Source organism: Rhodococcus sp. T9N (assembly GCF_024436645.1).
GTDB classification, from domain to species: domain Bacteria; phylum Actinomycetota; class Actinomycetes; order Mycobacteriales; family Mycobacteriaceae; genus Rhodococcus_F; species Rhodococcus_F qingshengii.
The window spans coordinates 74,701-101,620 of record NZ_JAMSKS010000019.1; the positions used below are offsets into that span (position 1 = coordinate 74,701).

The window sequence follows — 26,920 nt, forward strand, 5'->3', positions numbered from 1 at the left end:
CTCAGGAGTTCGTCATGGCTGAAATCTCGTACCAGAAAGCGTCTTGCATCTACGAAGGTGCCGGGACCCTCGCTGTCGATTCACTCGATCTCGACATCAACGACGGGGAGTTCATCGTGCTCGTCGGTCCGTCAGGTTCCGGAAAGTCCACGGCCCTGCGCATGTTGGCAGGGCTCGAGGACATCGATTCCGGCGCGATCACCATCAACGGCAAGGACATGACCGATGTCCCGTCCAAGGATCGCGACATCGCAATGGTCTTCCAGAATTACGCGCTGTACCCCAACAAAACCGTCGGGGAAAATATGGGGTTCGCGTTGAAGATGCGCGGTGTGCCCGTCGAGGAGCGTAAGAAGAAAGTGGCCGAAGCGGCCAAACTGCTTGACCTGACTGACTATCTCGACCGCAAGCCGGCCAAGCTTTCCGGTGGTCAACGGCAGCGAGTTGCCATGGGCCGAGCTATCGTTCGTGAACCGCAAGTGTTCTGCATGGACGAGCCGCTCTCCAACCTCGACGCAAAGCTACGCGTCCAGACCCGCACGCAGATCGCGGCGTTGCAGCGTCGTCTCGGAACCACCACCGTCTACGTCACGCACGATCAGGTGGAAGCGATGACGATGGGTGATCGCGTGGCAGTGCTCAAGGGCGGCAAGTTGCAACAATTCGCTTCTCCGACCGAACTTTACGATCGGCCGGCCAATGCGTTTGTTGCCGGCTTCATCGGATCTCCAGGTATGAACTTGGTAACGGCGCCGGTCAGTTCGGGTGGGGTGCGTTTCGGCGACGTCGAGGTTCCGCTGGACCGCGAGCAGATGGCGGCAATCGCCGCGGCCGGTCTGGCTTCGGTCACAGTGGGAATTCGGCCCGAGCAATTCCAGGTGGTTGCTGCCGGAGACGGAATCGCAGCTCAGATCGACCTGGTAGAGGAACTGGGCAACGAGTCGTACATCTACGCACACGTGCCTGGTACCGAAGCCGACCCGATCTCGCTCGTTGCACGCACCGGCGGTCGATCGAAGCTGCAGTACGGCCAGACGCTGGGCTTCGAGCGGGTGGACGGCCTCGTTCACCTCTTCGACCCGGCTACGGGCGAGCGTGTGGGTAGCTGAATCCCATCACATCTATCTTCGACTGGTGAGAAGGTTAGGGTCTACCGATGAGTGATACACGCGAACGATCCGTCGTGGTGTGTGGTGAGGGATTGGTTGATCTGGTTCCGGTGGGGGAGAACTTCTCACCCAAGTTGGGCGGTGGACCGTTCAACGTTGCGATTGCACTGGGTCGACTCGGATCCGACGTGGGATTCGTCTCTCGCTTGTCCACAGACGCTTTCGGAGATCGGATGATCGACTCGCTGGCCGCGTCCAATGTCGACACAACTGGGGTCGAACGTGGGCCCGAGCCGACAACTCTGGCCGTCGTGAACCTTGCAGCGGACGGAGGTGCGCGGTATTCCTTCTACCTCGAGGGAACGGCGGATCGACAGTTCGCGCTGCCGAAACTTCCCTCTGCCCGGGCATTCTCGTTCGGAACGCTGTCGCTGGTGCTCGAGCCCGGGGCCTCTGCCTACGAAGCTTTGCTGCACGAAGCACACGCCCGCGGTCGACTCACCATGGTCGACCCCAACATTCGTCCGGCGGTGATCTCCGACCCGGACGCGTATCGACGACGGTTTCGTTCGTGGTTGCCCGCCATCGATATTCTCAAAGTGAGCGACGACGACGCGAAGTGGTTGGGTTCGGTCGACGGCGCCGAGTGGCTCCACGAAGGCGTCGGCGCCGTCCTGCTCACCCGTGGTGGTGACGGGTTGCGGTTGATCACCGAGGAACTCGATGTTTCGGTGCCGGCGCCCGCGGTCGACGTCGCGGACACGATCGGTGCGGGCGATACCGTTCACGGAGCCCTGTTGGCCTACCTTGATCGTCACGACGCACTCGACGTCGCTGTTGTGCGTGCGTTCACCGAGGCAGATTGGTCGGCCGCGTTGACCTTTGCCGCACGCGCGGCAGCCGTCACCGTGTCACGTCCCGGGGCGGATCCGCCGTGGTCAAGGGAGTTGGGCCTGCCCGTCTAGCACTGGGGACCACCGCCCTACTGCGAGCGCAGTACGTCGAACTGCCTACCTGTGCACGATGTGCGACGGGGTCGTGTATCGGCACAGTGACACGCATGTCGATATTCCTGTACAAACTCTCGCGACTCGCGTTTCGGCGCCGTTGGGCAATGGTGGGCTTCTGGGTCGTCCTGCTGGTGGCGGGCGGAGTAGGCGCAGCAACGCTGTCCGGTCCGACCGTCAATACGTTGTCGATTCCGGGCACCGAATCACAAGCGGCGCAAGATCTTCTGGCTGAAAGATTTCCGCAATCGTCCACCGACGGAGCCAGTGCTCGCATCGTCTTCGAATCTCCGGCGGGCACGACGCTCACCGATCCGGCGATTCGACAATCCGTCAGTGACTTGGTCTCTGCGCTCGGGAAGGATCCTGAGATTGCAGCGGTATCGGATCCGTATGCCTCCGGCGGAGTGTCGCCGACTGGGACGATCGGATACATGCAGGTCTCCTATACCGCCGACTCGATGGACTTACCGGACAGTTCGAAAGAACTGCTCGAGTCCGCCGTCCACGACGCCGCGGATTCAGGGCTGGCAGTCGATGTTGCCGGCAACGTGCTGATGGAAAGCAGCGCCGAATCGATGGGAGAGGTGATCGGAGTCGCGATCGCCGCGGTGGTGCTGACCGTCACCTTCGGTTCCTTGGTTGCGGCGGGGCTTCCCTTGATCAGCGCGTTGATCGGCATCGGCATCGCGATCTGCACGATCACAATCGCAACTGGTTTCATCGAATTAGGTTCGAGCACAACCGTCCTGGCAATGATGCTGGGGCTCGCCGTGGCGATCGACTATTCGCTCTTCATCGTCTCGCGCTACCGCTCCGAACTACGTGACGGACATGATCCAGAAATTGCTGCGGGCCGCGCAGCGGGGACTGCGGGTTCGGCCGTAGTGTTCGCGGGGTTGACGGTGCTCATCGCATTGGCAGGACTGTTCGTCGTGAACATCCCGTTCCTGACGAGCATGGGTCTGGCTGCAGCATTCGCAGTTGCTGTTGCAGTGGTGATTTCACTGACGCTGCTGCCCGCCACACTCGGATTTGCAGGGTCGCGCGTCATGAGTCGGTCTGATCGTCGACTGCTGGCGTCCGGCGGTGAACTGACACACCGGAAACAGTCGGAGGGGGCGGGCTCGCGATGGGCCGAGTTCGTGATCCGGCGTCGAGTTCCGGTTTTGCTCGCGTCAGTCCTCGGGCTGGGATTGCTGGCGATCCCCACATTCGGAATCAACCTGAGTTTGGCGAGCCCACCAGTGCCCGACACAACTGCCGCCAGGGCTACCGACCGACTATCCGAGGGGTTCGGTGCCGGGTTCAGCGGTCCGCTCATGGTGGTCGTCGACGTTGCCGACGCCGCAGATCCGGCAGCGGCATTGAGCGGCGCCCAGGAAAAGCTCGGTGCTCTGCCCGACGTAGCGGCAGTGACGCCGCCAGCACTCAATCAGGCCGGCGATACAGCAGTCATCACGGTGGTTCCCTCGAGTGGCCCGGAAACCGAGGCAACAAAGGCGCTCGTCGCAGATATACGTGAGGTCGCCGGATCACTGACCGACGAGACCGGAGCCACGATGTCGGTCACCGGTCAGACAGCGTTGACGATCGACGTTTCGGATCGCCTGGCCGACGCCCTGGTTCCCTACCTCGCATTGGTCGTCGGCCTCGCCTTCATCCTCCTGATGTTGGTGTTCCGCTCGATCTTGGTACCACTCAAGGCAACTCTCGGATTTCTGCTCTCGATCGGTGCGACGTTCGGTGTGCTGGTCGCGATCTTCCAGTGGGGTTGGTTCGCCGGCATTCTCGGAATCGAAGGTCAAACCGGATCAGTTGTGGCGATGTTGCCCATCTTCATGATTGGCATCGTCTTCGGGTTGGCGATGGACTACCAGGTGTTCCTGGTGACCAGAATGCGTGAAGCGTTCGTCCACGGTGACGGACCGGATGAAGCAGTCGTGAAGGGCTTCGACCAGGGCGCGCGAGTGGTCACGGCCGCGGCGCTGATCATGATCGCCGTTTTCGCGGGCTTCATCTTCGGCGGCGACGCCTTCATCATGCAGATCGGACTCGGACTCTCGTTCGCGGTTCTGTTCGACGCCTTCGTGATTCGTATGACCGTCGTACCGGCCGTCATGTCCCTGTTGGGCTCGAGGGCATGGTGGTTCCCCTCATGGCTGGACCGGTTGGTCCCGAACGTCGATGTCGAGGGGGAGCAGTTGACTGCGCTGCTCGCAGATTCGAAGGAATCCAGTGAACCCACGAGCGACAAGTTGTCGGTGTGACCCGGATACGGTAGATCGATGACTTCGACATCGACGTGGGGTCGATGGTGTGCGGAACACCCGCGCACCATCGACCTGGCACTGGCGATTCTCGTGCTCCTTGCCACGTGGACGGCGCACCGCATCGCGCTCGACGGCAATGACACCCGCGAGGTCACGGTTGTGGGAGTGCTTGTAACAGCGATCGCAGCGGCAACCATCGTGTTCCGAAGGCGCTATCCGTTCTCGGCACTGGCGGTGGCAGTACTCCTCGGCGTATTGATGATTGCGCTGTCAGCGCCGCCGAATGCCGGCACAGGTTCCGCAGCGATGGTGTGCCTCTACTACGTTGCCAGCACGAGTGACCGCCGGAGGACCTTCTTCGCAGCGGCGAGCACAGTCAGCTCGCTGATGCTCGTCACAATCTTCCTGGGAGTGGGGAACAATCTCCTGCAGGAGGCACTGGGGTTGTTGGCTTGGTTGCTGATGGCAAGTTTTGCCGGCGCCGAGGTCCGTTCTCGCCGAGCCTATCTGGAGTCCGTGGAGGCGCGCGCGGTGCAAGCGGAAAGAATGCGCGAGGACGAGGCCCGACACCGCGTCGTCGAAGAAAGGATGCGGATTGCGCGAGACCTGCACGACGTTGTCGCGCACCACATTGCCTTGGTCAACCTGCAAGTCGGGGTCGCGTCGCACTTGATCGGGAAAGACCCCGAGAAGGCGACGACTGCACTACGCGGAGTGGAGGAAACGTCCAAGGCGGCACTCGATGAAATTCGGGCCACGGTCGGAGTTCTCCGTGACGCTCAGGACGGTGATCGCTCGATGAAGCCGGCTCCGGGGCTTTCGGATCTACCGGCACTGGTGGATCAATTCGTCAGTGCGGGAATGGAAATCGAAGTGCGCGCTGTGGGTTCGCTGCGCCCTCTCGGGCCAGCAGTAGACCTCACGGCGTACCGAATTATCCAGGAAGCACTCGTGAATGCGAGCAAGCATGCGTTGCCAGGGGCCGTCACCGTGTCGTTGTCGTACGAAGCCGAGGTTCTGGTGCTGTCGGTCGAAAACTCCGGAACGGCAGTGCCTTCGACGTCACCGCCCGGGTACGGACTGCTGGGAATGAAGGAGAGGGCACAGGCAATGGGAGGCGAGGTCTCAGCAGGATTCCGCGCGGACGGGGGATTTCGTGTGGACGCCCAACTGCCGCTTGTCTCGGTGTCCAGGGGTTCGGAGAGTGGGGAGTCGTGAGTATTCGGGTGGTAGTGGCAGACGATCAGGCGCTCTTCCGTCAAACGCTTGCGCTGCTGATCGGTTCGGAAGAGGACATGGAGGTGGTCGCCGAGGCGGCAGACGGAGAGCAGGCATTCCAGGCGGCGATCGAGCACCGACCCGACGTTGTATTGATGGACATTCGAATGCCAGGCACCAGCGGAGTCGAAGCGACCGCCATGATTGCCGATCATCCGGATTTGACCGACGTGCGCGTGTTGATCCTTACCACCTTCGAAGTGGATGAGCATGTGGCACAGGCGATCCGGGCTGGAGCCAGCGGCTTCATCGGCAAAGGAATCCGAGCGGAGGATCTACTCGATGCTGTTCGGACGGTCGCAGGTGGGAACTCTTTGCTGTCGCCGATTGCGACCAGCGCGTTGATTTCTCGGTTCCTTTCCACTCCGTCGCGGGCCGACTCGACTTCTGGGATTTTCGGTCAATTGACACCACGCGAACTCGAAGTGGTAACCCTCGTTGCCCTCGGGATGTCCAACGACGAAATCGCCGCGGAATTGGTGATCAGCGCGGTCACGGCAAAAACCCATGTGAATCGGGCGATGACGAAACTGGATGTCCGCGACCGCGCGCAACTGGTGGTTCTCGCATATCAATGCGGTGTGGTGATTCCGGGACGCTCGGTGGATTGACTCGAAAAACTCTTGACTCGAACGGGTGTTCGAGTATGATATGGGGAGGGGATCGGGGGATTCAATGAGTGTCTTGTTGTCGGATGTGGTGTCTGGTTCTGCGGTGGGGTTACGTGGACGTCTGTGGCGGTTGACTGCTGCGGAGTTGCGCGCTGCTGCTGTCGAGGCGAGTGCGGAGATTCTGCGCCTGGAAGCCGTTCGTGTTGCGGTGGTCGACGAACTCTCGTTGCGCCCGGATGATCAGGTGATTGCCAGCCGCGGTGTGGGGTCCTGGTTGGCGGCGAACACGATGTTGCAGGTTCGGGACGGGAAGAAGATCGCCGCGTTGGGCGCGGCGTTGCGGCCGCTTCCGGGTGTGGCGGCTCGGTTCGGTTGTGGGGATTGCTCCTTCGATCATGCCGTGTTGATCGTGGCGTTCTGTGAATCACCACCGAAGGGGATGCCGGAGGAGGCGCTCCCGAAGTGCATCGATTTGTTGCTCGCTGCTGCGTCGGGTGTGGAGGCGACGACGACGAAAGTGCGGAACGTGATCGCGACGTTGGAGCGGTTGTTCGAATCGGATGAGATTCCGCCCGCCGAGGATGTCGATCTCAACGAGTTGCGGATCGCGTCGACGCTCAATGGTCGGGTGGTGGTGCGTGGGGATTTCGACGCCCTGACCGGTGAAATGTTGTTGTCGGCGTTGTCGAATCTGACGATGCCGACCCCCGCTCCGGATGGAACCCCGGATTCTCGGTCGGCGGCGAAACGCACTGCGGACGGGTTCACCGAACTGATCCGCCGTTACCTGGACTGCGCCAAAACAGGCACAGACGGTGGTCAACGCCCGCACGTGAACGTGCACATCAACGCTCGGGATCTCGCTGAGCATCGGGACTGCGCCGCGACACCCTCCACTGCTGATGACGGAATGGCTGTATCGGATCTCGATGTCGGGCACATGCCCTGGCTCGGACCGCTGTCGGTGTCGCAGACCAGGCTTCTCGGGTGTGATTGTTTCCTGTCCACGGTTCTGCTCGACGATCACGGCGCACCGCTCGATGCGAAACCCGGAAAACGATTGGTCACCCCCGAACAGCGAGTGGCGTTGATCGCCCGAGACAGGGGCTGCGCGTTCCCGGGGTGTTCATGTGTGCCTGCCTGGACGGATGCGCACCATATCCGGCACTGGGCCAACGGTGGCCCGACGGTGATGAACAACCTTGTCCTGCTGTGCCGTTCGCACCACCGGTTGATGCACCGGAAATCCGGGTTCGTCGGGAAATGGGAAATCCGAATAGGCGCCGACAACAAACCGTGGTTCATCCCACCACCCTCGATTGACCCGCAGCAGCAACCGAGGCCGGCCAACACCACATTCAAAACCTGAGGACGAACCTCAGATGCACCAGAACATGCCCAGGTCTGTTTCAGACCCGCTGCTCTGTGTCCGACCGATTGGTGGGGGGTGGAGTCGAATGGTTGCGTGCTTTCGGGGCGGCTCTACTTTCGGGTGCCCGTGTGGCCTGTCCCACTCAGTGGGTCATTATTCCGTTGTTGCCGCGCCGGTTGTGCCAGGTCATTTGGACGTCTGACCTGCAGTGCAAAATCTTTCGTTAGAACACGTTCCAATTTCGCAGATTTGTGGCTATGGTCACAGAGATAGATGCGGGTGTGCGAATGAAAGGGTGAAGTGACGTGAAGACCAAGGGTGCAATCCTGTGGGGCCTCAATGAAAAGTGGTCCGTCGAGGAGATCGAGATCGGTGAGCCGGTAGCCGGCGAAGTTCAGATTCGCATGGAAGCGGCCGGAATGTGCCACTCCGATCACCACATCGTCACCGGCGCGACCCCGATGCCGTCGTTCCCCGTCATGGGTGGGCACGAGGGTTCGGGCGTCATCACCAAGCTCGGCCCGGAGGTCAAGGGTCTGGAGGTCGGCGACCACGTCGTTCTGTCCTTCATTCCGGCTTGTGGAACCTGTCCGGCGTGTTCGGCCGGTCATCAGAACCTGTGTGACCTCGGGATGGGCCTCCTCAGCGGCCAGGCCATCAGTGACGGCACTTACCGGATCCAGGCTCGCGGCGAAAACGTGATCCCGATGTGCCTGCTAGGGACGTTCTCGCCCTACATGGTCGTGAACCAGTCGTCAGTGGTGAAGATCGACAAGGACATTCCGTTCGAGGTTGCCGCACTCGTCGGTTGCGGCGTTCCGACCGGTTGGGGATCGGCAACCCACATCGCCGATGTGAAGCCCGGCGAAGACGTTGTGATCATGGGTGTCGGCGGCGTCGGTATCAGTGCGCTACAGGGTGCAGTTGCATCGGGCGCCCGGTACATCTTTGCCATCGACCCCGTGCCGTGGAAGCGTGAGCAGGCTCTGAAGTTCGGCGCAACGCACGCTTTCGAAAGCGCTGCCGCTGCCATTCAGCCGATCATCGACGCTACGTATGGCCGCATGGCACAGAAGACGATCATCACCGTCGGCGAAATGAGGGGTGAGTACGTCGAAGAAGCGATGATTCTGACGGCAAAGGCCGGCCGTTGTGTCGTCACCGCAATGGGGCACCTGACGGACATGGATGTGAAGCTGAACCTGTTCCTGATGGCGATGCTTCAGAAGGACCTTCAGGGCAACATTTTCGGCGGTGGCAACGCTCGCCAGGACGTGCCGAACCTCCTCGCGATGTACAAGGCAGGCAAGCTGAACCTCGACGACATGGTGACTCGGACCTACACGCTCGAAGGCGTGAACGACGGCTACCAGGACATGTTGGATGGCAAGAACATCCGCGGCGTCATCCGCTACACCGAAGCTGACTGGTGATCGGAAGCGCAACTCTTGTGCCAGTAGTCTGATCGGGTGCCCAGTACTCACAGTCTCGACGTAATCCAGCAGTGGCCGGTCGACAATGCGGCAGCGGTCGTCCTCTCCGGGAAGAATCCCGGTGAGGGCGACCGCATTCGTGGTTTCAGTGGCGACCAGGCGCATGTTTTCCCCCTGGCTTCGGTGACAAAACTGTTGTGCGCCTACGCGATTCTCGTGGCAGTGGAGGAGGGGGCGGTCGAGTTGGATGGGCCGGCCGGGCCTGAGGGGTCGACCGTTCGTCATCTCCTCGCACATGCTTCGGGATTGGCATTCGCCGAACGTGTTGTTCAGGCGCCGGTGGCGTCGAAGCGGATCTACTCGAGTGCGGGGTTCGAGGTGCTTGCCGAGTTGGTTTCCCGGGAGACCGAGATCGAATTTGCCGACTATCTGGCCGAGGCGGTGTTCGCGCCGTTGGCGATGACCAGCGCGGCTCTTGTCGGTCCGGCCGGTCACGGTGCGCAGGCATCGGCAGACGACTTGGCCAAGTTCGCGGCTGAACTGCTCTCGCCGACTCTGGTCTCGGCGCAGACGTTCGCAGAGGCGACAACTGTGCAGTTCCCGGGGCTCAACGGAATTCTTCCGGGTTACGGCTCTCAGCGCCCCAACGACTGGGGGCTCGGATTCGAAATTCGGGGCGACAAGCGTCCGCATTGGACGGGTCTCGAGAACTCGGCCGCTACCTTCGGTCATTTCGGCCAGTCCGGGACGTTCCTGTGGGTCGATCCCACGATCGATACTGCGTGCGTCGTGCTTACCGATCGCGATTTCGGTGATTGGGCCAAGCCTTTGTGGACCGAATTGTCGGATGGCGTGGTCGGTGAAGTTTCGCGGTAGAGCACAAATTTCTCTCCTTCCACTGGCGCAACACGGGTAACACAAGGCACACTGTTCAATCGAGCGTGCTGCACGAACTCGACAGAGGTCGTTGGGGAAGACGTCCCTCGTCGAAGCAGGAGGCTCGAGTGCGCGAAATGAATCAATTCGCGGACGTGACGACTGGTGTGGTTTACATCCACTCGTCGCCCGCGGCGCTGTGCCCGCACGTGGATTGGGCTTTGTCCGCCACGTTGGACAGCCCTGCCAAGCTCAGATGGACCTCACAGCCTGCCTACGACGGGCTTCTGCGTGCGACGACGGACTGGACGGGTCCCGTCGGAACCTGTGCCCGCCTGGTCGACTCGCTACGCGCGTGGCCGATGTTGCGGTTCGAGGTCACCGAGGACCCGAGTCACGGCGTCGACGGCGAACGGTACAGCCATGTGCCCGGTCTGGGCCTGTGGCGCGGATCCACCAGTGCGAACGGTGATGTCGTCGTAGGGGAGATGAAACTGCGGTCCATCATGAATTCCGGTGGAGACATCGCCGCGGAAATCGATCGGGCGATAGGTACACCGTGGGACGAGGAACTCGAACCCTTCCGGAGTTCAGGCGAAGGTGCCGAAGTGACATGGCTGCGAAGGCGTGTCAGCTGACCGAGGTCCATCCTGAACCCGGAGTGCTCTCGCGGCTTGAACGACAAAGACTTGAATGACAAAGGTGGGCCCCGCCGTATCGGCGAGGCCCACCTTGCTGTCCAGGGTTGTCAGAGCGGAATGTTCTTGTGCCGCGCGCGGACAGATGGTGCAGACGCGAGGGCAGCGGTCACGATGCTGCGAGTCTTCGCCGGGTCGATTTCCTCGTCGACGACGCCGATTTCGACCGCGCGGTCGACGCCGCCCGCGATTGCCTCGTGCTCGGCAGCGAGTCGGTCGTGCAATGCTTCACGCTCGTCGTCCGGTGCAGCTGCGAGGGCCCGCTTGTGCAGGATGCCGACAGCAGCCTTCGCACCCATCACGGCTACTTCGGAGTTGGGCCAAGCGAATACGGCCGTGGCTCCCAGTGCTCGCGAGTTCATCGCGATGTAGGCGCCGCCGTAGATCTTTCGAGTGACGACGGTGACGCGGGGGACCGTTGCCTCGGCGAAGGCGTGAAGTAACTTCGCTCCGCGTCGGACAACGCCTTCCCACTCCATCGAGACGCCCGGCAAATACCCGGGAACATCGACGACGACCACGAGCGGCACGCCAAATGCGTTGCACAGTCGCACGAATCGAGCGGCCTTCTCTGCACTTTCGGAGTTCAGGCACCCCCCGAGTCGCAGTGGGTTGTTCGCAATGACGCCAACGGTGCGTCCGGCCATCCGGCCGAAACCGGTGACGATGCTCCGAGCGTAATTGCCTTGCAGTTCTTCGAAACTCGACTCGCCTTCGACGTTGTCGAGCATTTCGTGAACGATCGGACGAACGTCGTACGCGCGTTTCGCGGAGGCAGGCATCATGGCGCGCAGATCGCTGTCGCCGAGTTCCGCTGCCCGCTGATCGAATTCGCCCTGCTCGCACATCATCGAGACCAGGCGGCGCGCGCGGTGCAATGCGTCGGCCTCGTCGTGTGCGGCGATGTGAGCGACACCCGACTTCTTGGTGTGTGTGTCCGGACCGCCGAGTGACACCATGTCGACCTGTTCGCCGGTGACACTACGAACTACGTCTGGCCCGGTGACGAACACTCGGCCTTCCGGCGCCATGATCACGACATCGGTGAGGGCTGGACCATACGCGGCTCCGCCAGCGGCAAAGCCGAGCACGACGGAAATTTGAGGTATGAGACCCGACGCGCGGACCATGGCCTCGAAGACCAGTCCGACGGCGTGGAGCGCCTCGACGCCTTCAGCCAGACGCGCGCCACCGGAGTGCCAGAGGCCCACGATGGGGGACTCTTCCTCGATAGCGGTATCGATGGCTTTGACGAGGTGTTTGCAACCGTCGACGCCCATGGCGCCACCCATGACAGTGGCGTCGGAGCAGTACGCGATGGTGCGGACGCCGTCGATGTTTCCGGACGCGGCGAGCACACCGGATTTGTCACGGGCGTGGAGCGGCACTGTTGTGCCGGGGTCGAACAGATTTTCCAGGCGCGCAAGAGGATCGCGCGGGTCTGTCGATGATTCGGACTTTGTCACGGGGGCCAGGATGGTCATCGCGTCCTCCTTCAGTACGAGCCTTGGGTGGAACGAAAGGTCGGTGTTGTCCGCGGGTGACGTTGTGTTGCAACGACACCCGCGGACAGGTGCAAACCGCGGTTCGGGCTAGGCCCGACCGAAGGCGAGCGCGACATTGTGCCCACCGAAACCGAACGAGTTGTTCAGTGCGAAATCGAAAGAGCCGGTTCGGGGTTCACCCTTGACGACATCGAGATCGATTTCTGGATCCTGGCTGTCAACGTTGAGCGTGGGCGGGATGATCCCGTCACGCACTGCCAGAACCGTGAGGACTGATTCGAGGGCGCCGACAGCGCCGATCGAGTGTCCCAGCGCGGATTTCGGGCCGTACACCGCAGCGTGATTGCCGACTGCTGCGTTGATTGCCTTTGCCTCTGCGATGTCACCGATCGGCGTCGCAGTGGCGTGGGCGTTGATGTGCTTGATGTCGGACTTCGTCAGTCCGGCCATCTCGATTGCTCGGGTCATGGCTCGCGCCGCGCCCAGGCCTTCCGGATGCGGTGCCACGATGTGGTACCCGTCCGAAGTGATTCCGGAACCAAGCAGGCGGGCGTGAATCGTTGCCCCGCGTGCCTTTGCGTGCTCCTCGGTTTCGAGGATCATCAAGGCGCCGGCTTCGCCGAAGACAAATCCGTCGCGGTCCTTGTCGAAAGGACGTGAAGCTGCGGCCGGATTGTCGTTGTTGGTGCTCATCGCACGCATCATGGCGAAGCTCGCGATCGGAACGGCGTCGATGAAGCTCTCGACTCCACCAGCCACAACCATGTCCGCGTCACCCATGACAAGCATGCGGTGAGCGTGAGCAATTGCCTCGGAACCTGATGAACATGCCGACACCGGAGTGATGACGCCACCGCGGGCCCCGAGTTCGAGTCCGACCGTTGCGGCCGGTCCGTTGGGCATGACCATCTGCACCGAGAACGGGGACACCTTGCGGTATCCGCCGCCACGGAGCTTGTCGACGGCGTCGATGAGCGTGTCGCCGCCGCCGAGTCCGGTGCCGATGACAACGGCCAGGCGGTCCTGATCGACTTCAGGGCTGCCGGCGTTGCTCCAGACCGTGCGACTCAACGTGAGGGCAAGGCGTTCCACCCAGCTCATCCGTCGAATTTCGACGCGGGACAAGCCCTCGTCCGGTGAAACCTTCAGGTGCCCGCCGATGCGAATGGGAAGGTCGAACTCGTCGATGAACGGGTCATCGAGGATTCCGATGCCGCTTTCGCCGGCGAGTAGCGCCTTCCACGTGCCATCCACATCACCAGCCACCGAGGTCGACGTCGCGAGGCTCGTGACGACGATGTCGGGGAATTTCCCTTTGCGGGTAGAAGCGGAAGTCACGGTCGGCTCACTCTGCGTTCTTGGCTTCGGCGCCTTCGGCTTCGAGCTTCTGGATGTACGCGACGATGTCGCCGACGGTGCGCAGGCCTGCGAGATCCTCGTCGGGGACCTTCACGCCGTACTTGTCTTCGGTCTGAACGGCGATCTCGACCATGGACAGGGAGTCGATATCGAGGTCGTCCACGAAGGACTTGTCGACGGTGACCTCGGAAGGCTCGATACCGGTGACCTCCTCCACGATCTGGCCGAGTTCCGCGATGATTTCTTCCTGAGTGTGGGCCACTGGTGTGGCTCCCTTCTTGATCGATTGAGGTGGGGTGAAACGTCCGGCCGCCGTTCGGGCTGATCGGCCGGGTGGGCGTCCGAGCTAGGTCAGCTCGGACAGTGCGGAGATATCCTCCGGGTTCTTGAGGGCCACCGTCGGTGTGCCACGCATTTCACGCTTGGCAATTCCGACGAGGGTTCCGGCCGGCGGGAGTTCCACGATCGCGCTGACTTCTGCTGTCCGCAACGACGCGGAGCAGAGGTCCCAACGAACGGGGCGGGTTACCTGCGCGGCAAGCTTGGTGAGGGCGTCGGCGCCCGAGGAGACGGGTGCGCCATCCGAGTTGGAAAGCAGCGTGCGCGTCGGATCGGAAGGGGTGATCTTGGCGGCAGCAGCTGCGACGGCGTCCTGCGCCGGCGCCATGAAGCGGGTGTGGAAAGCTCCGGCGACGGGTAGTGCGCGGACTCGGGCCTTTTCGGGTGCGTTTGCTGCGAGTTCTTCGAGCGCGGTGAGCAGTCCGGCCGCCACGATCTGGCCGGCCGCATTGCGGTTGGCTGCTTCCAGCCCGAGTTCTTCGATTCGTGCGAGCACTTCGGCTTCGTCTCCACCGAGAACGGCTGACATGCCCGTGGGCTCGAGCGAACAAGCCTTGGCCATCTCGGCGCCACGGAGGGCGGCAAGCGCGACCGCGTCGTCAGCGGAGATAACACCGGCGACCGCAGCAGCGGCAAGCTCACCCACCGAATGGCCGGCAGCGATGACGTCGGCGCCGAGGAGCCCACGTGATTCGATTTCCTCGTATGCCAGCAGAGCAGCGGCAACGACGAGGGGCTGGGTTACCGAGGTGTCGGTGATTTCTTCGGCGGTCGCGGTCGTGCCGAGTCGGACGAGGTCCAGGCCGGCTGCCTTCGACCACACTTCGAGGCGGTCTTGTGCTCCGGGCAGTGCCAGCCAGGGGCTGAGCATGCCGGGTGTCTGAGAGCCCTGTCCCGGGGCGAGCAACGAAATCACTTATTAAGAGAACACCGCCGCGAGCGACCTGCGAGATGTCGGTCGCGATGAACTCTGGCGAAGTGTTTTGTAGGGTTCCCACAAAATCCCACGTCGCGCTCGGCCATCGAAATTGGACGCTCAGGGGTTACAGGTTTGTTTGTCCGGATGTTAAAGATGTGACTGAAGTAACCGAATTGTTCGATTTGAGATCGATTTGTGTCAATCGGCCCACGGTAGCGGCGATCCGTAGTACATACGCGTCGCGTGGATTCGTTGGATCCCGGCCGGTAACTTCGGCGATTCGCTTCAAGCGGTACCGAACGGTATTTGGATGAACAAACAGAAGACGTGCACAAGTCTCAACCGCACCTCCACAGTCGAGATAACTGTCTAAAGTATCGGTCAAGACTGTGCCGGATTCAGCTAAAGGTGCGACGAGGAAATCGCGAAGAGCCTTCACGGCAGCGGCGTCTCCCAGTAGTGCCCGTTCCGGGAGCAGTTCAGTCGCGAAAACGGGACGAGGTGCGCCGCGCCACCCGGCAACAGCCTTGATTCCCGCCAGAGCTTCGGACGCACTGAAGTGCGCTGCGCTCAACGAGGGTGTCGTCGGGCCGATCACCACCGGCTCGTCGGCGAAACTCATGAGCAGGTCTTGAAGGAATTGGCTGCCTTCCGTCTTACTGCTCAGCTCGCCGCTGACGATCATCACCAGTCGCGGACCCTGCACCACGGCGAGAACAGCGCGCCCGTGCGCGGCGGCAGTCGCGTGGACGGTGCCGGCAACCGAGACCCGCTCGTCCGGCGGGGGAGACCCGACGATGACGGTGGCCGGAGCCGTGGCATCCCAGTTCAAGGTGGCGGCGCGAGAGAGCATGTCCGAGCCGGTGTCTCCCTGCACGACGGCGTCGACGACGAGCGCTTCCAGTCGCGTGTCCAGGGCACCCCGCGACTCGGCAGCGCTTGCGTACACCGTCGCTGCTGCGAAACCGAGTTCACGCCCGTAGCGCAGGACGGCTTCTGTCAGCGCGATCAGCTGCTGATCGTTGCGGGCGAGAGCCGGCAGCCATTTCTCGAAGAACTCCATCGCCACCCGGACCATGTCGACGGTCTGGCGCAGCGTGAGCTGTCGAGCAAGATCCTGAGGGATGACCGGAAACGACTCGTATCCGAAGCTGATCTCCGAGTCGAGTTGCCGCAGCCATTCCAGGAAATTCACCACCGACGTCTGCACCAACAGTTGAACGTCGGCGCGTTGCGAAGCGTCGAGACTGTCGAAGAACGGAAGCTGCTCCTCCATCACGGTCACGGCCTCGGTGGAGAGCCGGCCGGAGAACTGTTTGACGCGACGGAGCAAGGCTTCTGGAAGTGGATCGCGAACCTGACGACGGCGGGCGAGTACAGCCTGCAACCCGGACGACTGTGGTCGAGTGCGGCGTACGCCCTCTTCGGGTTTCTCGGGATCAGGTTCGGGCATGAGAAAAACCTACGCCCATCGCCGCAGCGGATGTCGAGATGACACCCGCGGCGATGGGCGTAGGTCTGTTTTCGATCGCTGGGACTGTTGCCCTACGACTTAGGCGCTACCGGTGTCCCCGGTCTGCTCGGGAGCAGCATTCACGTCGTCGATGCGGTATCGGCTCGCTGCTTCGACGGCCTTCGACCGCTCGATCGATCCTTCCTTTGCCAAACCGATCAGCACGGCAACGACGATGGATTCGGCATCGACGTTGAAGTAACGACGCGCAGCGGTGCGGGTGTCGGAGAAGCCGAACCCGTCCGTGCCGAGCGTGGTGTAGTCGCCGGGAACCCACTGACGGATCTGGTCCGAGACCGCCCGCATCCAGTCCGAAGCCGCAACTACGGGGCCTTGGGCCGACGACAACGCCGTGGTGACGAAGGGAACCGGAGCATCCTCGGACGGATTGAGCAGCGCCTGACGTTCGCATTCGACGCCTTCGCGGCGCAGCTCACCCCAGGACGTGACCGACCAGACGTCGGCCGAGACGCCCCATTCGTCGGCAAGTAGCTTCTGCGCGCGCAGCCCCTCGGGCATCGCGACACCGGAGACGAGGATCTGTGCCTTCGGGCCGGATGCTTCGGACGTCTTGTAGAGGTAGATGCCCTTGAGCAAGCCCTCGACGTCGAGACCTTCGGGCTCGGCCGGCTGAACGTACGGCTCGTTGTAGATGGTCAGGTAGTAGAAGATGTTCTCGCCACCGAAACCGTCGACGCCCTCGGTGCCGCCGTACATGCGGCGCAAGCCGTCCTTGACGATGTGCGCCAACTCGTACGAGAACGCGGCGTCGTACGTGACAGCTGCGGGGTTGGTGGATGCCAGGAGCAGCGAGTGTCCGTCGGCGTGCTGGAGACCTTCACCGGTCAGAGTTGTACGACCGGCGGTGGCGCCGAGAACGAATCCCCGAGCCATCTGGTCGGCAGCCGCCCACAGGCCGTCGCCGGTGCGCTGGAAACCGAACATCGAGTAGAAGATGTACAGCGGAATCATCGGTTCACCGTGGGTGGCGTACGACGTGCCGACTGCGGTGAACGATGCCGTCGAGCCGGCCTCGTTGATGCCCTCGTGCAGGATCTGGCCGATCGGGCTCTCCTTGTAGGCGAGCATGAGTTCGGCGTCGACGGAGGTGTAGAGCTGCCCGTTGCGGTTGTAGATCTTCAGCGACGGGAACCACGAGTCCATACCGAACGTGCGAGCCTCGTCCGGGATGATCGGCACGATGCGCTTGCCGATTTCCTTGTCGCGCAACAGTTCCTTGAGGATGCGCACGATCGCCATGGTGGTGGCGACTTCCTGCTTGCCCGAACCCTTGCGGATGACGTCGTACGTCTTGTCCTCGGGGAGCTTGAGCGGAGCAGCGTCGGTGTTGCGGGAAGGCAGGAACCCGCCGAGTGCTTTACGACGGTCGAGCATGTACTTGATCTCGGGAGCGTCCGCGCCCGGGTGGTAGTACGGAGGCAGGTACGGATCCTTCTCGAGCTCGGCGTCCGAGATCGGGATGTGCTGCATGTCGCGGAACGCCTTGAGATCGTCCAGCGTCAGCTTCTTCATCTGGTGTGTGGCGTTGCGGCCCTCGAAGTGCTTACCGAGGGTGTAGCCCTTGATGGTGTGCGCCAGGATGACCGTCGGCTGGCCCTTGTGTGCCATGGCCGCTGCGTAGGCGGCGTGGACCTTGCGGTAGTCGTGGCCACCGCGCTTGAGGTTCCAGATTTCCTGGTCTGTGAGGTCCTTGACCAGTTCCTTGGTGCGGGGGTCACGTCCGAAGAAGTGATCGCGTACGAACGCGCCGTCGTTGGCCTTGTACGTCTGGTAGTCACCGTCCGGCGTCACGTTCATCAGGTTGACCAGTGCGCCGTCACGATCGGCGTGCAGCAGCGCATCCCACTCGCGACCCCAGACGACCTTGATGACGTTCCAGCCGGCACCGCGGAAGAACGATTCCAGTTCCTGGATGATCTTTCCGTTGCCGCGGACCGGGCCGTCGAGGCGTTGGAGGTTGCAGTTCACGACGAACGTGAGGTTGTCGAGGCCTTCGGTTGCCGCGACGTGAGCGAGGCCGCGTGACTCGGGCTCGTCCATTTCGCCGTCGCCGAGGAACGCCCACACGTGCTGATCGGTGGTGTCCTTGATGCCGCGGTCGTTGAGGTAGTGGTTGAACCGGGCCTGGTAGATGGCGTTCATCGGGCCGAGGCCCATCGAGACCGTCGGGAACTCCCAGAAGTCGGGAAGCAGCCGTGGGTGCGGGTAGGACGGCAGTGCGCCGCCGAAGTCGGCGTGGGACTTCTCCTGGCGGAATCCGTCGAGCTGTTCCGCGGGGATGCGGCCCTCGAGGAAGGCGCGTGCGTAGATGCCGGGGGAGGCGTGACCCTGGATGAAGATGTGGTCGCCACCGCCCGGGTGGTCCTTGCCGCGGAAGAAGTGGTTGAAGCCGACCTCGTACAACGCTGCCGAGGATGCGTAGGTGGAGATGTGACCGCCGACGCCGACGCCCGGTCGCTGAGCGCGGTGGACCATGATCGCGGCGTTCCAACGGATCCAGGCGCGATAGCGGCGCTCGACCTCTTCGTCACCGGGGAACCACGGCTCGTTTTCGGTCGGAATCGTGTTGACGTAGTCGGTCGACGTGAGCGCGGGGAGTGCGACGTGCTTCTCGCCGGCGCGTTCGAGCATGCGGAGCATGAGGTAGCGGGCACGCGTGGGTCCGGATCGATCCAGAAGTCCGTCGAATGATTCGAGCCATTCGGTGGTCTCGTCCGGATCGATGTCCGGCAGGTACGACGCAACACCTTCGCGAATGACGCGAACGCGACCGTCGGTTCCCCCCGGCGTATTCGACGCGGGCGAACCCGACTCGCCGGCGGCGCCGGAATCGGCGTTCTGCCCGGACGCGGGACCCTGGATCAGGTCAGACAACGTGTGCTCCTCATTGGTTTGGGGACGCGTGGTGGGGCGTCCTTACATAGGTGATCGAGGCCTTGTTAGGTCCGACGCACTTCCATCGTGAATATGGCGCGTACCTCATCTTTCACCATCCCGGTCGGTCCGGCACACCTCGCCTCTGGTTACTCTCGGGTAGCGTTTTTCGGCGTGACGCAGGGGTGTGATGGTTCCCCGTAGTCACAGGCTTGGGGGATCGATCGGAACGTATGAAGGGGTGGGAAAAAATAAACAAAGAAATCAATTACGGCAGGGTCGGGGCGTGGGTCTCGGTCGGATCGATCGCAGTGGGACTGTCGGTGATCGTGGGATGTTCGGCGGCGGTGACCGGATCGGCAGTACCCAATGAAGCGCACGTGGCTGCATACCAATCCGAGGTGAGTATTTCGATGGCCGCCGCATCCTCGTCGAAAGCGGCGGCAGATGCGGCAGAGGCGGCGTTCGCGATCTGTGAGGAAGCGGTCTCCCGATCGAAAAACGACGTGGTTGCGTTCAATGCCTACGTCGACGCCGGAAATCATGGTGAGACCGACCTGAGAGCCGAAGCAAGCGCTGCTGCTTCCTCGGCAAGGGAGACGGCCTCGTGGTTCGACTCGGTCTCGAGTGAACTTCCGACGCAACTTTCCGGACTGTTCGCCGAATTGGCCGCGAACCTACGTTCATCTGCTGTCGTGATCGAGAGTGATCATTCGGCCGATGAAATCAATTCGATCAGCGATACGAGCAATTCGATTCGCAAGTCGATCTTCGATGAATGTGGATCCCTGTGACCTGCGGTAATCCGCAGGCGTAAGGTTCGCCGTGTGTCAGAAGACGATCTTTGGTGAAAGTTTTCGGCGTGGTCGGCTTGCGCTAACGCCTCAGACCATGTTCGCTTTCCCTAATTGATCGTCAAACGGTAGGTGTGCGGGGTCGCCACACACCATCAACAAAAGGAGGACCCCACCGTGGTCGCCGCGGCGGATGCCCAGAACTACGCTCAGAAACTCGGGATTACCACTGACATGGTGGTGCAGGAACTGGGCTGGGATGAGGATACCGACGACGGCATTCGTGCCGCGGTTGAGGAAACCATCGGCGGGGAAATGCTCGACGAGGATTCCGACGAGGTCATCGACGTCGTGCTGCTGTGGTGGCGCGACGAGGACGGTGACCTGGTAGACGCCCTCATGGATGCCATCGGGCCCCTCGCCGACGAAGGCTTCGTGTGGGTTCTCACTCCCAAGACCGGTCTCGACGGACATGTCGAGCCCAGCGAGATCGCCGAATCGGCGCCGACTGCCGGCCTGACGCAGACATCGGCAGCCAACCTCGGTGACTGGTCGGGAAGTCGACTGGTTCAGCCGAAGGCTCGTCCGGCCAACAAGCGCTGACCCGGTCCTTTCCGCACTTTCCCAAGGAATCGCACATGCCTCTCGAAGTTGGTGCCCAGGCACCGGATTTCACCTTGAAGGACCAGAACAACCAGGAAGTTTCGCTCGCAGATTTCCGCGGTAAGAAGAACGTTCTGCTGGTCTTCTATCCGTTGGCCTTCACCGGGACTTGTCAGGGGGAACTCTGCAAGGTCCGTGACGAGCTTCCGAAGTTCGAGAACGACGACACCGCCATTCTCGCGATTTCTGTCGGTGCTTCGCCGACTCACAAGATCTGGTCGGCCGAGCAGGGATACACATTTCCCTTGCTGTCGGACTTCTGGCCGCACGGTGAGGTCGCTCAGAAGTACGAGGTGTTCAACGACAAGTTGGGCTTCGCGAATCGTGGCACCTTTGTCATCGACAAAGACGGAATCATTCGTTTTGCCGAGATGAACGGCCCCGGAGAAGCCCGTGACCACGGACTTTGGGCAAATGCGCTTGCCGCGCTAGAGTCTTAGAGCACTCCCGGTGAGGGTCTCACCGGGAGTTCGGGCGTGTAGCTCAGTGGTAGAGCTCTGGTTTTACACACCAGCGGTCGGGGGTTCGAAACCCTCCGCGCCCACCGAAGAATTCAAACCCCGATCTGCATGTCGATGCAGATCGGGGTTTTTCATTTTCGACAACGAATTGTCCGCAATACGCCATTCTGGACGCATGTCCAGTTCTGTGATCGAAGTAGCCGTCGACCCGACGCGCGTGCATCCCACCCGTCCGCACATACACATCGCCGAGATGCCCAGTCTCAGTGTTGCGTTGTTCGCGGGGCAGACGATCCGGGTTCGTTCCCAGAGCGACGCACTGGCGACCGGGATTGCCCGCGTCTGGGAGATCAACCGAATGCACCGCTTGATCTATCTGACGATCGACTGGGACGGCTAGAGATCAGCGCGGGCAGACACGTGACGGTTGGCCAGAGAACGAGCGTGGCTGCTACAACTACGCTCGTGCACATTTCGGTTCGCTCGTCCCAATCTCGATTCAATGCGCGAGCTGCCGGGCTTCTCCTCGGCTTCGTCGCGGATCGGGCATTCGCCGATCCGGGGCGGTTCCATCCGGTTGCCGGCTTCGGAACCGCAGCTATCGCGCTGCAGAAGATCTCTTACCGGGACTCGCGAGCGGCCGGAACACTTCATGTCGCCGTGCTCTTGGCCGGCACCGCAGGACTTGGGCTCGCAGCCGAAACAGCGTCGCGCCGGGCCGGTTGGGTGGCCGTCACGGGTACGACGGCGATAGCTACCTGGGCCGTGCTCGGCGGGACGTCGCTTGCACGCACCGGCATCGACATGGCCGCTCGATTGGAGGCGTCACAGGTCGACGGCGACCTGACGACAGCGCGTGAGCTACTTCCTTCACTCTGCGGACGCGATCCCTCGGTGCTGGGCGAGGAGGGCCTCACGCGTGCAGCACTGGAGTCGGTTGCCGAGAACACCTCGGATGCAACCGTCGGCGCAGTGTTCTGGGGTGCAATTGCGGGCGTGCCAGGTCTGTTCGTCTACCGCGCTGCCAACACACTCGACGCGATGATCGGCTACCGCTCCGAGAAATACCTCAGATTCGGGTGGGCTGCGGCGAGGTTCGACGACCTGGTCAACATCGTCCCCGCTCGGCTGACAGGTGCGCTGACGGCTGCGTGTGCACCGGTGGTAGGCGGCTCGGTTCAGGAATCACTGGCGGCGTGGAAACGCGACGCAGCGGCTCATCCAAGCCCCAATGCGGGCGTCGCGGAAGCGTCGGCGGCAGGGGCGTTGGGCATTTCGTTGGGTGGTCGGACCGAGTACGCGCACGGGGTGGAGATGCGTCCCGTCCTCGGCCGCGGGCCTGTCCCGACGCCGAACGATCTGCGCCGCGCGTCGAGGCTTTCGTCGGCGGTGCAGATCAGTGCAGTTGTGGTGTCAGCGGGTATTGCCGTATCGATCGGCAAGTTTGGCTTCCTGCGCCGTCAGCGGCACTGATTCCGGCTCCGGCTTCTTGCGACGGCTGAAGGTACGAGCCGGTTCGGCGGGGGGTGCGGCAGGCGCGGACACCGGCGCTTCCGGGGTCGTCTCGGCAGCGGCGTCGTCGGCTGCGAAACCGTCCACAGCTGCTTGAGCTGCCTTTTCCTTGCGACGTTCGCGCCACTCGGCGCGAATGAAGTAAGCCAGTCCGAGCGGCGCCATGATGCCGAACGCCAGCCATTGGAACCCGTACGAGAGGTAGGGGCCCGCGTCGAGTTGGGGGAGAGGGATCGTCCCCAGGCCGCCGGGCTGGTCGGGTTCGAGTTGGATGTACGCGTCGATCAGGTCCGTTCCGATGAACTCGCCGATAGGTTGTGCGTCGATCGAGTAGACCTGTTTCGCGCCGTCCTCGAACATCGGAACTCGGCCGGGCGCGGTGCCTTCCGACAGACGCACGCGACCGTTGAGGGTGACCGGATCGGTCGGCGGCGCGGCGATGGGCGGTGCCTCGGCGCCGTTGATCGGCCGAACGTATCCGCGATTGACGAGGATCGTGCGACCGTCGTCCAGGCGGAAAGGCGTCAGGATCTCGTACGACGGTGCGCCCTCGATGGACTGCAGTCGAACGAGGATGTCGGCGTCCGGCAGATAGGTGCCTGCCGCGGTGATGTTTCGCCATTCGTCGTCCGGTGCGATCGTCGAATCGGCGATGACATCACCGATCGGCACGGTCTCCGCGTTGATCGAGTTCGAGATCAGATCATTGCGGTGCTCGGTCTTCGTGTTCTTGCCGAGCTGCCACGGAGCGAGCACGGTGAAGCACAGGTAGGCGAAGAGCCCGACCACAGCTGCCAGTACCAACCAACCGGGCCGCAACAGGAATTTCAGTCTTCGCACACGTCCACGGTATCCGTTGCCCGAACGGGAGTGAATTTTGCTCCGGGTTCAGGCTCGCTCGCGGATCCAGTCGAGTATGTCGGGAATGGCTGCTTCGATCTGGTCTCGCACCAGTTCGAAGTCCTCCTGATCCCCGTAGTACGGGTCCGGAACCGATTCTCCGTCAGCCTCGGGGTCGAACGATCGCAGTAGGCGCCGACGCTCGGTTGGCACGCCGAGATGAGCAAGCTCACGTTCATGGCCGGTGTCGAGGGCGACGACCAGATCGGCCGCGAGATGATCTGCATTGACCTGCGCGGCACTGTGGCCCGTCGGATATCCGGCCGCTCGGAGCACGACGTTGGTCCGCTCGTCGGCCTCGCTACCGGTGTGAAACCCCTCGGTACCTGCACTGCTGACACGGACTCGGTCGGCGAGGCCTTCACGGTCCAGATGCGCGAGCAAGATCTTTTCGGCCATCGGTGACCGGCAGATATTGCCGGTGCACACAAACGTCACATGAAGTGATTCAGTCACGTGGAGTGGTTCAGTGGCGGCCATCGAGAAGTCCTCCCAGTTCGGATGCCGACGATACGGAGCGAAACGCTTGCCGCGCTTCCTCGGCGGAACCGTAGCCCCATTCGACGACGACGGTGGGGATGCCGTACTTCGCGGCGCCGAGCACGTCGTGATCACGGTCGCCGATCATGAGAACGTCGGGGGTTCCGCCGTCGGATGCGAGGACGGGAGTGATCCCGAGTGAGGTCAGCGAATGCGCGATCACATCGGGTTTAGCCCGACGAGTTCCGTCGTCACTCGCGCCGCCGATGAACTCGAAGTGCTCGGCCAGGCCGAAATGCTCGAGGATGCGAATGGCGAATCGCTCCGACTTGGAGGTGGCGACGGCCAGTCGGGTGCCGCTCGCGCGAGCCTTACCCAGGACGACGTCCATGCCTTCGTACACCGAGTTCTCCTGCCACCCGGTCGCGTCGTAACGCTCGATGTACGCGGCGATCGCCCGATCCACGTCCGCCGGGGCCATACCGAGTGACCTGAAGGTGTCGACCATCGGCGGGCCGATCACCGATGCCAACATCGCTTCCGTCGGCTCCGGATGGCCGACAGTTGCCAACGCGTGTCGGAAGCCGCCGTGAATGCCGGGAGCGGAATCGGTGATGGTGCCGTCCAGATCGAACAGAACTACGGGAAAGCGGTCGAGCGGTGGTGTCGTCACGGCACTCATTGTCCCGGACGGCAGGGGTGATGTCCGCGCACGGTGCTCGACCGTAGGCTGACCGGGTGAGTACCGGAACGGTTGACCTGGAGAGCTTGCGACATCACGGCGATGTCGAAGCGGAGCCCGGGTTACTCGATTTTGCCGTCAACGTTCAAGGCTCCGGCCCGCCGAAGTGGTTGCGGGATCGGCTGGCCGCAGGGCTGGCGACGCTCGGTTCGTACCCGTCGGCCGCGGCGGAACTGAAGGCACGCGAAACGGTCGCGCAGCGGCACAGGCGCCGGCCCGAAGAGGTGTTGTTGCTCTCGGGCGGTGCCGAGGGATTCGCGATGCTGCCGCGCCTGGGCGCTCGTTCGGCAGCGCTGATCCATCCGTCGTTCACCGAGCCGGAACTGGCACTGCGAGAGGCCGGTGTGCCGGTGACTCAAGTGATTCTGGAGCCGCCTTTCGAGCTTCGGACCGCGCAGGTACCCGAATCCGCGGACCTTGTCGTTCTGGGCAATCCGACCAACCCGACGTCCGTGCTTCACCCCAAGGCCGATGTGTTGGCATTGCGTCAGCCGGGCCGGATCCTGGTGGTGGACGAGGCCTTCGGCGACGCGGTCCCCGGCGAAACGGAGAGCATCGCCGGTGTCGAGTCGGCGGATGTACTGGTCCTTCGGAGCCTGACCAAGACGTGGGCGCTCGCCGGATTGCGGTGTGGATACGCGATCGGCTCTCCCGATCTTCTGGCTCGACTCAGTCACGGCCGAGCCCACTGGCCGTTGGGCAGTCTGCAGATCGAGGCCATCACGGCGTGCTGCGAACCGTTCGCCGTCGAGCAGTCGAGGATCAAAGCCGACGCGATTGCCGTGGACCGCCGAGACATGTCGCGGCGACTGACCGAGATCGGGATTGCCGTGCACGAACCCGCTGCGGGGCCGTTCGTGCTCATCGACCTCCGTGACGGCGCCACGATGCGAGAGCACCTGCGTGCCCGCGGAATCGCCGTCCGCAGGTGCGACACCTTTCCCGGACTCGGCCCGGATCGGCTGCGCGTGGCCGTCCGTCCAGCCGAGCAGGTTGCGGTACTGATCGAAGCGATGAAGGAGATCTTGTGAGTGGCCCAACCCTTGCGGACGTCATAGCCGTGCTGGAATCCGCTTATCCGCCGGCCCTGGCGGAATCGTGGGACTCGGTCGGCCTGGTCTGCGGCGATCCGGCCGACGCTGTGACGAGAGTGGTTTTCGCGGTGGATCCGACCGAGGCAGTGGTCGACGACGCCATCGCCTCCGGTGCCGACCTTCTGGTCGTTCACCATCCACTTCTGCTGCGTGGGGTGGACACCGTCGGTGCTCACACACCCAAAGGTGCGTTGGTTCACAAGCTCATCAAGGCGGGGTGCGCGCTGTTCTCGGCGCACACCAATGCGGACTCGGCCGACCCCGGAGTGTCCGACGCGTTGGCGCAGGCTCTGGGCCTGACCGTGCTGCGCCCGATCGAACCCAAGCCGACGCAGCCGCTCGACAAGTGGGTCGTCATGGTTCCGGTGGAGAATGCATCGGCCGTGCAGGATGCACTTTTCGAGGCCGGGGCTGGGCGGATCGGTGACTACAGCCAGTGCAGTTGGACCGTCACCGGTACGGGTCAGTTCCTGCCCGCCGACGGAGCGAATCCGACGATCGGGACCGTCGGCGCTGTGGAGCAGGTTCGCGAGAATCGTGTGGAAGTGATTGCCCCTCGCGGAAAGCGAAGCGCAGTGCTGGGCGCATTGCGTGCCTCCCATCCGTACGAGGAACCGGCCTTCGATGTCTTCGAACTCGCAGCGTTCCCCAGTTCACTCGGACTGGGGCGGTTGGGTGAGCTCGACCACCCCGAAACCTTGCGGGAATTCACCGCGCGAGTGGCGCGCTCACTGCCCTCGACCGAGTGGGGTGTTCGCGCGGCCGGAGATCCAGAAGCGACCGTTCGTACCGTGGCGGTGTGCGGCGGTTCCGGCGACTCGTATCTCGACGTGGTGGCGGCACTGGGCGCCGACGTCTACGTCACTGCGGACCTGCGGCATCATCCCGCGGACGAGCATCTACGCGCCGGTGGCCCGGCTTTGGTCGACGTCGCGCACTGGGCGAGTGAATACCCGTGGTGCGCACAGGCGAAATCGGTGCTCGACGCCGCGTTTGCCGACAATCCGGAGTGGGAAAGCCGGGTTTCGACAATTCGCACCGATCCGTGGTGTTTGAGTGCGCATTAGTGCAGCGCTCTGCAAGGTAC

General features: G+C 62.7%; 25 protein-coding genes and 1 tRNA gene. 17 read left to right on the forward strand and 9 right to left on the reverse strand.

The window, feature by feature from the left end; genetic code table 11:
• The first annotated feature begins 14 nt into the window (after positions 1 to 14).
• The 9 genes from M1L53_RS25625 to M1L53_RS25665 all read left to right on the forward strand — a co-directional run bounded on the left by M1L53_RS25625 (position 15) and on the right by M1L53_RS25665 (position 10,597).
• Positions 15 to 1,109, forward strand: coding sequence for an ABC transporter ATP-binding protein (locus M1L53_RS25625; RefSeq protein WP_042450146.1), 1,095 nt, complete (start codon positions 15 to 17; stop codon positions 1,107 to 1,109).
• 47 nt (positions 1,110 to 1,156) lie between these two features.
• Positions 1,157 to 2,074, forward strand: a complete 918-nt coding sequence (locus M1L53_RS25630; RefSeq protein WP_007731141.1) for a carbohydrate kinase — start codon at positions 1,157 to 1,159, stop codon at positions 2,072 to 2,074.
• Positions 2,075 to 2,169: 95 nt separating this feature from the next.
• Complete coding sequence (locus M1L53_RS25635; RefSeq protein WP_054187645.1) at positions 2,170 to 4,386, forward strand: MMPL family transporter; 2,217 nt, start codon at positions 2,170 to 2,172, stop codon at positions 4,384 to 4,386.
• Between the two features lie 18 nt (positions 4,387 to 4,404).
• A complete protein-coding gene (locus M1L53_RS25640; RefSeq protein WP_030536577.1) occupies positions 4,405 to 5,607 on the forward strand; it encodes a sensor histidine kinase in 1,203 nt (400 codons plus the stop codon).
• Entirely contained in the window at positions 5,604 to 6,278 is a 675-nt protein-coding gene (locus M1L53_RS25645; protein ID WP_042921920.1) for a response regulator transcription factor, read from the forward strand. Before M1L53_RS25640 ends, M1L53_RS25645 begins: the two co-directional genes overlap by 4 nt.
• 64 nt (positions 6,279 to 6,342) lie before the next feature.
• The gene (locus M1L53_RS25650; protein ID WP_142006214.1) at positions 6,343 to 7,647 is read left to right on the forward strand and encodes an HNH endonuclease signature motif containing protein; all 1,305 of its coding nucleotides are present in this window, start codon (positions 6,343 to 6,345) and stop codon (positions 7,645 to 7,647) included.
• A 308-nt stretch (positions 7,648 to 7,955) separates the two neighbouring features.
• A complete protein-coding gene (locus M1L53_RS25655; RefSeq protein WP_007735481.1) occupies positions 7,956 to 9,083 on the forward strand; it encodes an NDMA-dependent alcohol dehydrogenase in 1,128 nt (375 codons plus the stop codon).
• A gap of 36 nt (positions 9,084 to 9,119) precedes the next feature.
• Positions 9,120 to 9,959 (forward strand): serine hydrolase, encoded by an 840-nt coding sequence (locus M1L53_RS25660; protein WP_007735479.1) that lies wholly within the window; start codon positions 9,120 to 9,122, stop codon positions 9,957 to 9,959.
• A gap of 128 nt (positions 9,960 to 10,087) precedes the next feature.
• Positions 10,088 to 10,597, forward strand: coding sequence for a DUF3145 domain-containing protein (locus M1L53_RS25665; RefSeq protein ID WP_042445731.1), 510 nt, complete (start codon positions 10,088 to 10,090; stop codon positions 10,595 to 10,597).
• Positions 10,598 to 10,707: 110 nt separating this feature from the next.
• On the opposite strand, the gene M1L53_RS25670 is transcribed toward M1L53_RS25665, so the two are convergent.
• The 6 genes from M1L53_RS25670 to aceE form a co-directional block, all read right to left on the reverse strand.
• Entirely contained in the window at positions 10,708 to 12,141 is a 1,434-nt protein-coding gene (locus tag M1L53_RS25670) for an acyl-CoA carboxylase subunit beta (RefSeq protein WP_003941597.1), read from the reverse strand.
• Positions 12,142 to 12,249: 108 nt separating this feature from the next.
• Positions 12,250 to 13,500: a KasA/KasB family beta-ketoacyl-ACP synthase gene (locus M1L53_RS25675; RefSeq protein WP_003941591.1), complete on the reverse strand. Its 1,251-nt coding sequence runs from the start codon at positions 13,498 to 13,500 to the stop codon at positions 12,250 to 12,252.
• 7 nt (positions 13,501 to 13,507) lie between these two features.
• Positions 13,508 to 13,783 carry a meromycolate extension acyl carrier protein AcpM gene (acpM, locus tag M1L53_RS25680; RefSeq protein ID WP_003941649.1) on the reverse strand — a complete coding sequence of 92 codons (276 nt, stop codon included), beginning with the start codon at positions 13,781 to 13,783 and terminating at the stop codon, positions 13,508 to 13,510.
• Positions 13,784 to 13,867: 84 nt separating this feature from the next.
• Positions 13,868 to 14,776, reverse strand: a complete 909-nt coding sequence (locus tag M1L53_RS25685) for an ACP S-malonyltransferase (RefSeq protein WP_003941630.1) — start codon at positions 14,774 to 14,776, stop codon at positions 13,868 to 13,870.
• 127 nt (positions 14,777 to 14,903) lie between these two features.
• Positions 14,904 to 16,232 (reverse strand): CdaR family transcriptional regulator, encoded by a 1,329-nt coding sequence (locus tag M1L53_RS25690; RefSeq protein ID WP_003941635.1) that lies wholly within the window; start codon positions 16,230 to 16,232, stop codon positions 14,904 to 14,906.
• A gap of 99 nt (positions 16,233 to 16,331) precedes the next feature.
• Positions 16,332 to 19,187: a pyruvate dehydrogenase (acetyl-transferring), homodimeric type gene (gene aceE / locus M1L53_RS25695; RefSeq protein ID WP_042445740.1), complete on the reverse strand. Its 2,856-nt coding sequence runs from the start codon at positions 19,185 to 19,187 to the stop codon at positions 16,332 to 16,334.
• Positions 19,188 to 19,420: 233 nt separating this feature from the next.
• Between aceE and M1L53_RS25700 the strand changes: the two genes are divergently transcribed.
• The 6 genes from M1L53_RS25700 to M1L53_RS25725 all read left to right on the forward strand — a co-directional run bounded on the left by M1L53_RS25700 (position 19,421) and on the right by M1L53_RS25725 (position 22,578).
• Entirely contained in the window at positions 19,421 to 19,981 is a 561-nt protein-coding gene (locus M1L53_RS25700; RefSeq protein ID WP_231915136.1) for a hypothetical protein, read from the forward strand.
• 177 nt (positions 19,982 to 20,158) lie between these two features.
• Complete coding sequence (locus M1L53_RS25705; RefSeq protein WP_003941575.1) at positions 20,159 to 20,584, forward strand: DUF3052 domain-containing protein; 426 nt, start codon at positions 20,159 to 20,161, stop codon at positions 20,582 to 20,584.
• A gap of 35 nt (positions 20,585 to 20,619) precedes the next feature.
• Entirely contained in the window at positions 20,620 to 21,084 is a 465-nt protein-coding gene (locus M1L53_RS25710) for a peroxiredoxin (RefSeq protein ID WP_003941619.1), read from the forward strand.
• A gap of 32 nt (positions 21,085 to 21,116) precedes the next feature.
• Positions 21,117 to 21,188, forward strand: a tRNA-Val gene (locus M1L53_RS25715).
• A 92-nt stretch (positions 21,189 to 21,280) separates the two neighbouring features.
• On the forward strand, positions 21,281 to 21,505 hold the full coding sequence (locus M1L53_RS25720) for a hypothetical protein (RefSeq protein ID WP_050656439.1): 225 nt from the start codon (positions 21,281 to 21,283) through the stop codon (positions 21,503 to 21,505).
• A 65-nt stretch (positions 21,506 to 21,570) separates the two neighbouring features.
• Positions 21,571 to 22,578: a cobalamin biosynthesis protein gene (locus tag M1L53_RS25725; RefSeq protein WP_081377474.1), complete on the forward strand. Its 1,008-nt coding sequence runs from the start codon at positions 21,571 to 21,573 to the stop codon at positions 22,576 to 22,578.
• Here M1L53_RS25725 and M1L53_RS25730 read toward each other — a convergent pair.
• Genes M1L53_RS25730 through M1L53_RS25740 form a run of 3 tightly spaced genes read right to left on the reverse strand, consistent with a single transcriptional unit; the run spans position 22,519 to position 24,679 of the window.
• On the reverse strand, positions 22,519 to 23,457 hold the full coding sequence (locus tag M1L53_RS25730) for an SURF1 family protein (protein WP_054186663.1): 939 nt from the start codon (positions 23,455 to 23,457) through the stop codon (positions 22,519 to 22,521). The two genes, M1L53_RS25725 and M1L53_RS25730, sit on opposite strands and share 60 nt — an antisense overlap.
• A 48-nt stretch (positions 23,458 to 23,505) precedes the next feature.
• Positions 23,506 to 23,997: a low molecular weight protein-tyrosine-phosphatase gene (locus M1L53_RS25735; RefSeq protein ID WP_054186664.1), complete on the reverse strand. Its 492-nt coding sequence runs from the start codon at positions 23,995 to 23,997 to the stop codon at positions 23,506 to 23,508.
• The gene (locus M1L53_RS25740) at positions 23,984 to 24,679 is read right to left on the reverse strand and encodes an HAD hydrolase-like protein (RefSeq protein WP_042445748.1); all 696 of its coding nucleotides are present in this window, start codon (positions 24,677 to 24,679) and stop codon (positions 23,984 to 23,986) included. Before M1L53_RS25740 ends, M1L53_RS25735 begins: the two co-directional genes overlap by 14 nt.
• A gap of 56 nt (positions 24,680 to 24,735) precedes the next feature.
• Here M1L53_RS25740 and cobC point away from each other — a divergent pair, with 56 nt between their 5' ends.
• A complete protein-coding gene (gene cobC, locus M1L53_RS25745) occupies positions 24,736 to 25,770 on the forward strand; it encodes an Rv2231c family pyridoxal phosphate-dependent protein CobC (RefSeq protein WP_054186665.1) in 1,035 nt (344 codons plus the stop codon).
• Complete coding sequence (locus M1L53_RS25750; RefSeq protein ID WP_007735465.1) at positions 25,767 to 26,900, forward strand: Nif3-like dinuclear metal center hexameric protein; 1,134 nt, start codon at positions 25,767 to 25,769, stop codon at positions 26,898 to 26,900. Before cobC ends, M1L53_RS25750 begins: the two co-directional genes overlap by 4 nt.
• Positions 26,901 to 26,920: the final 20 nt, after the last annotated feature.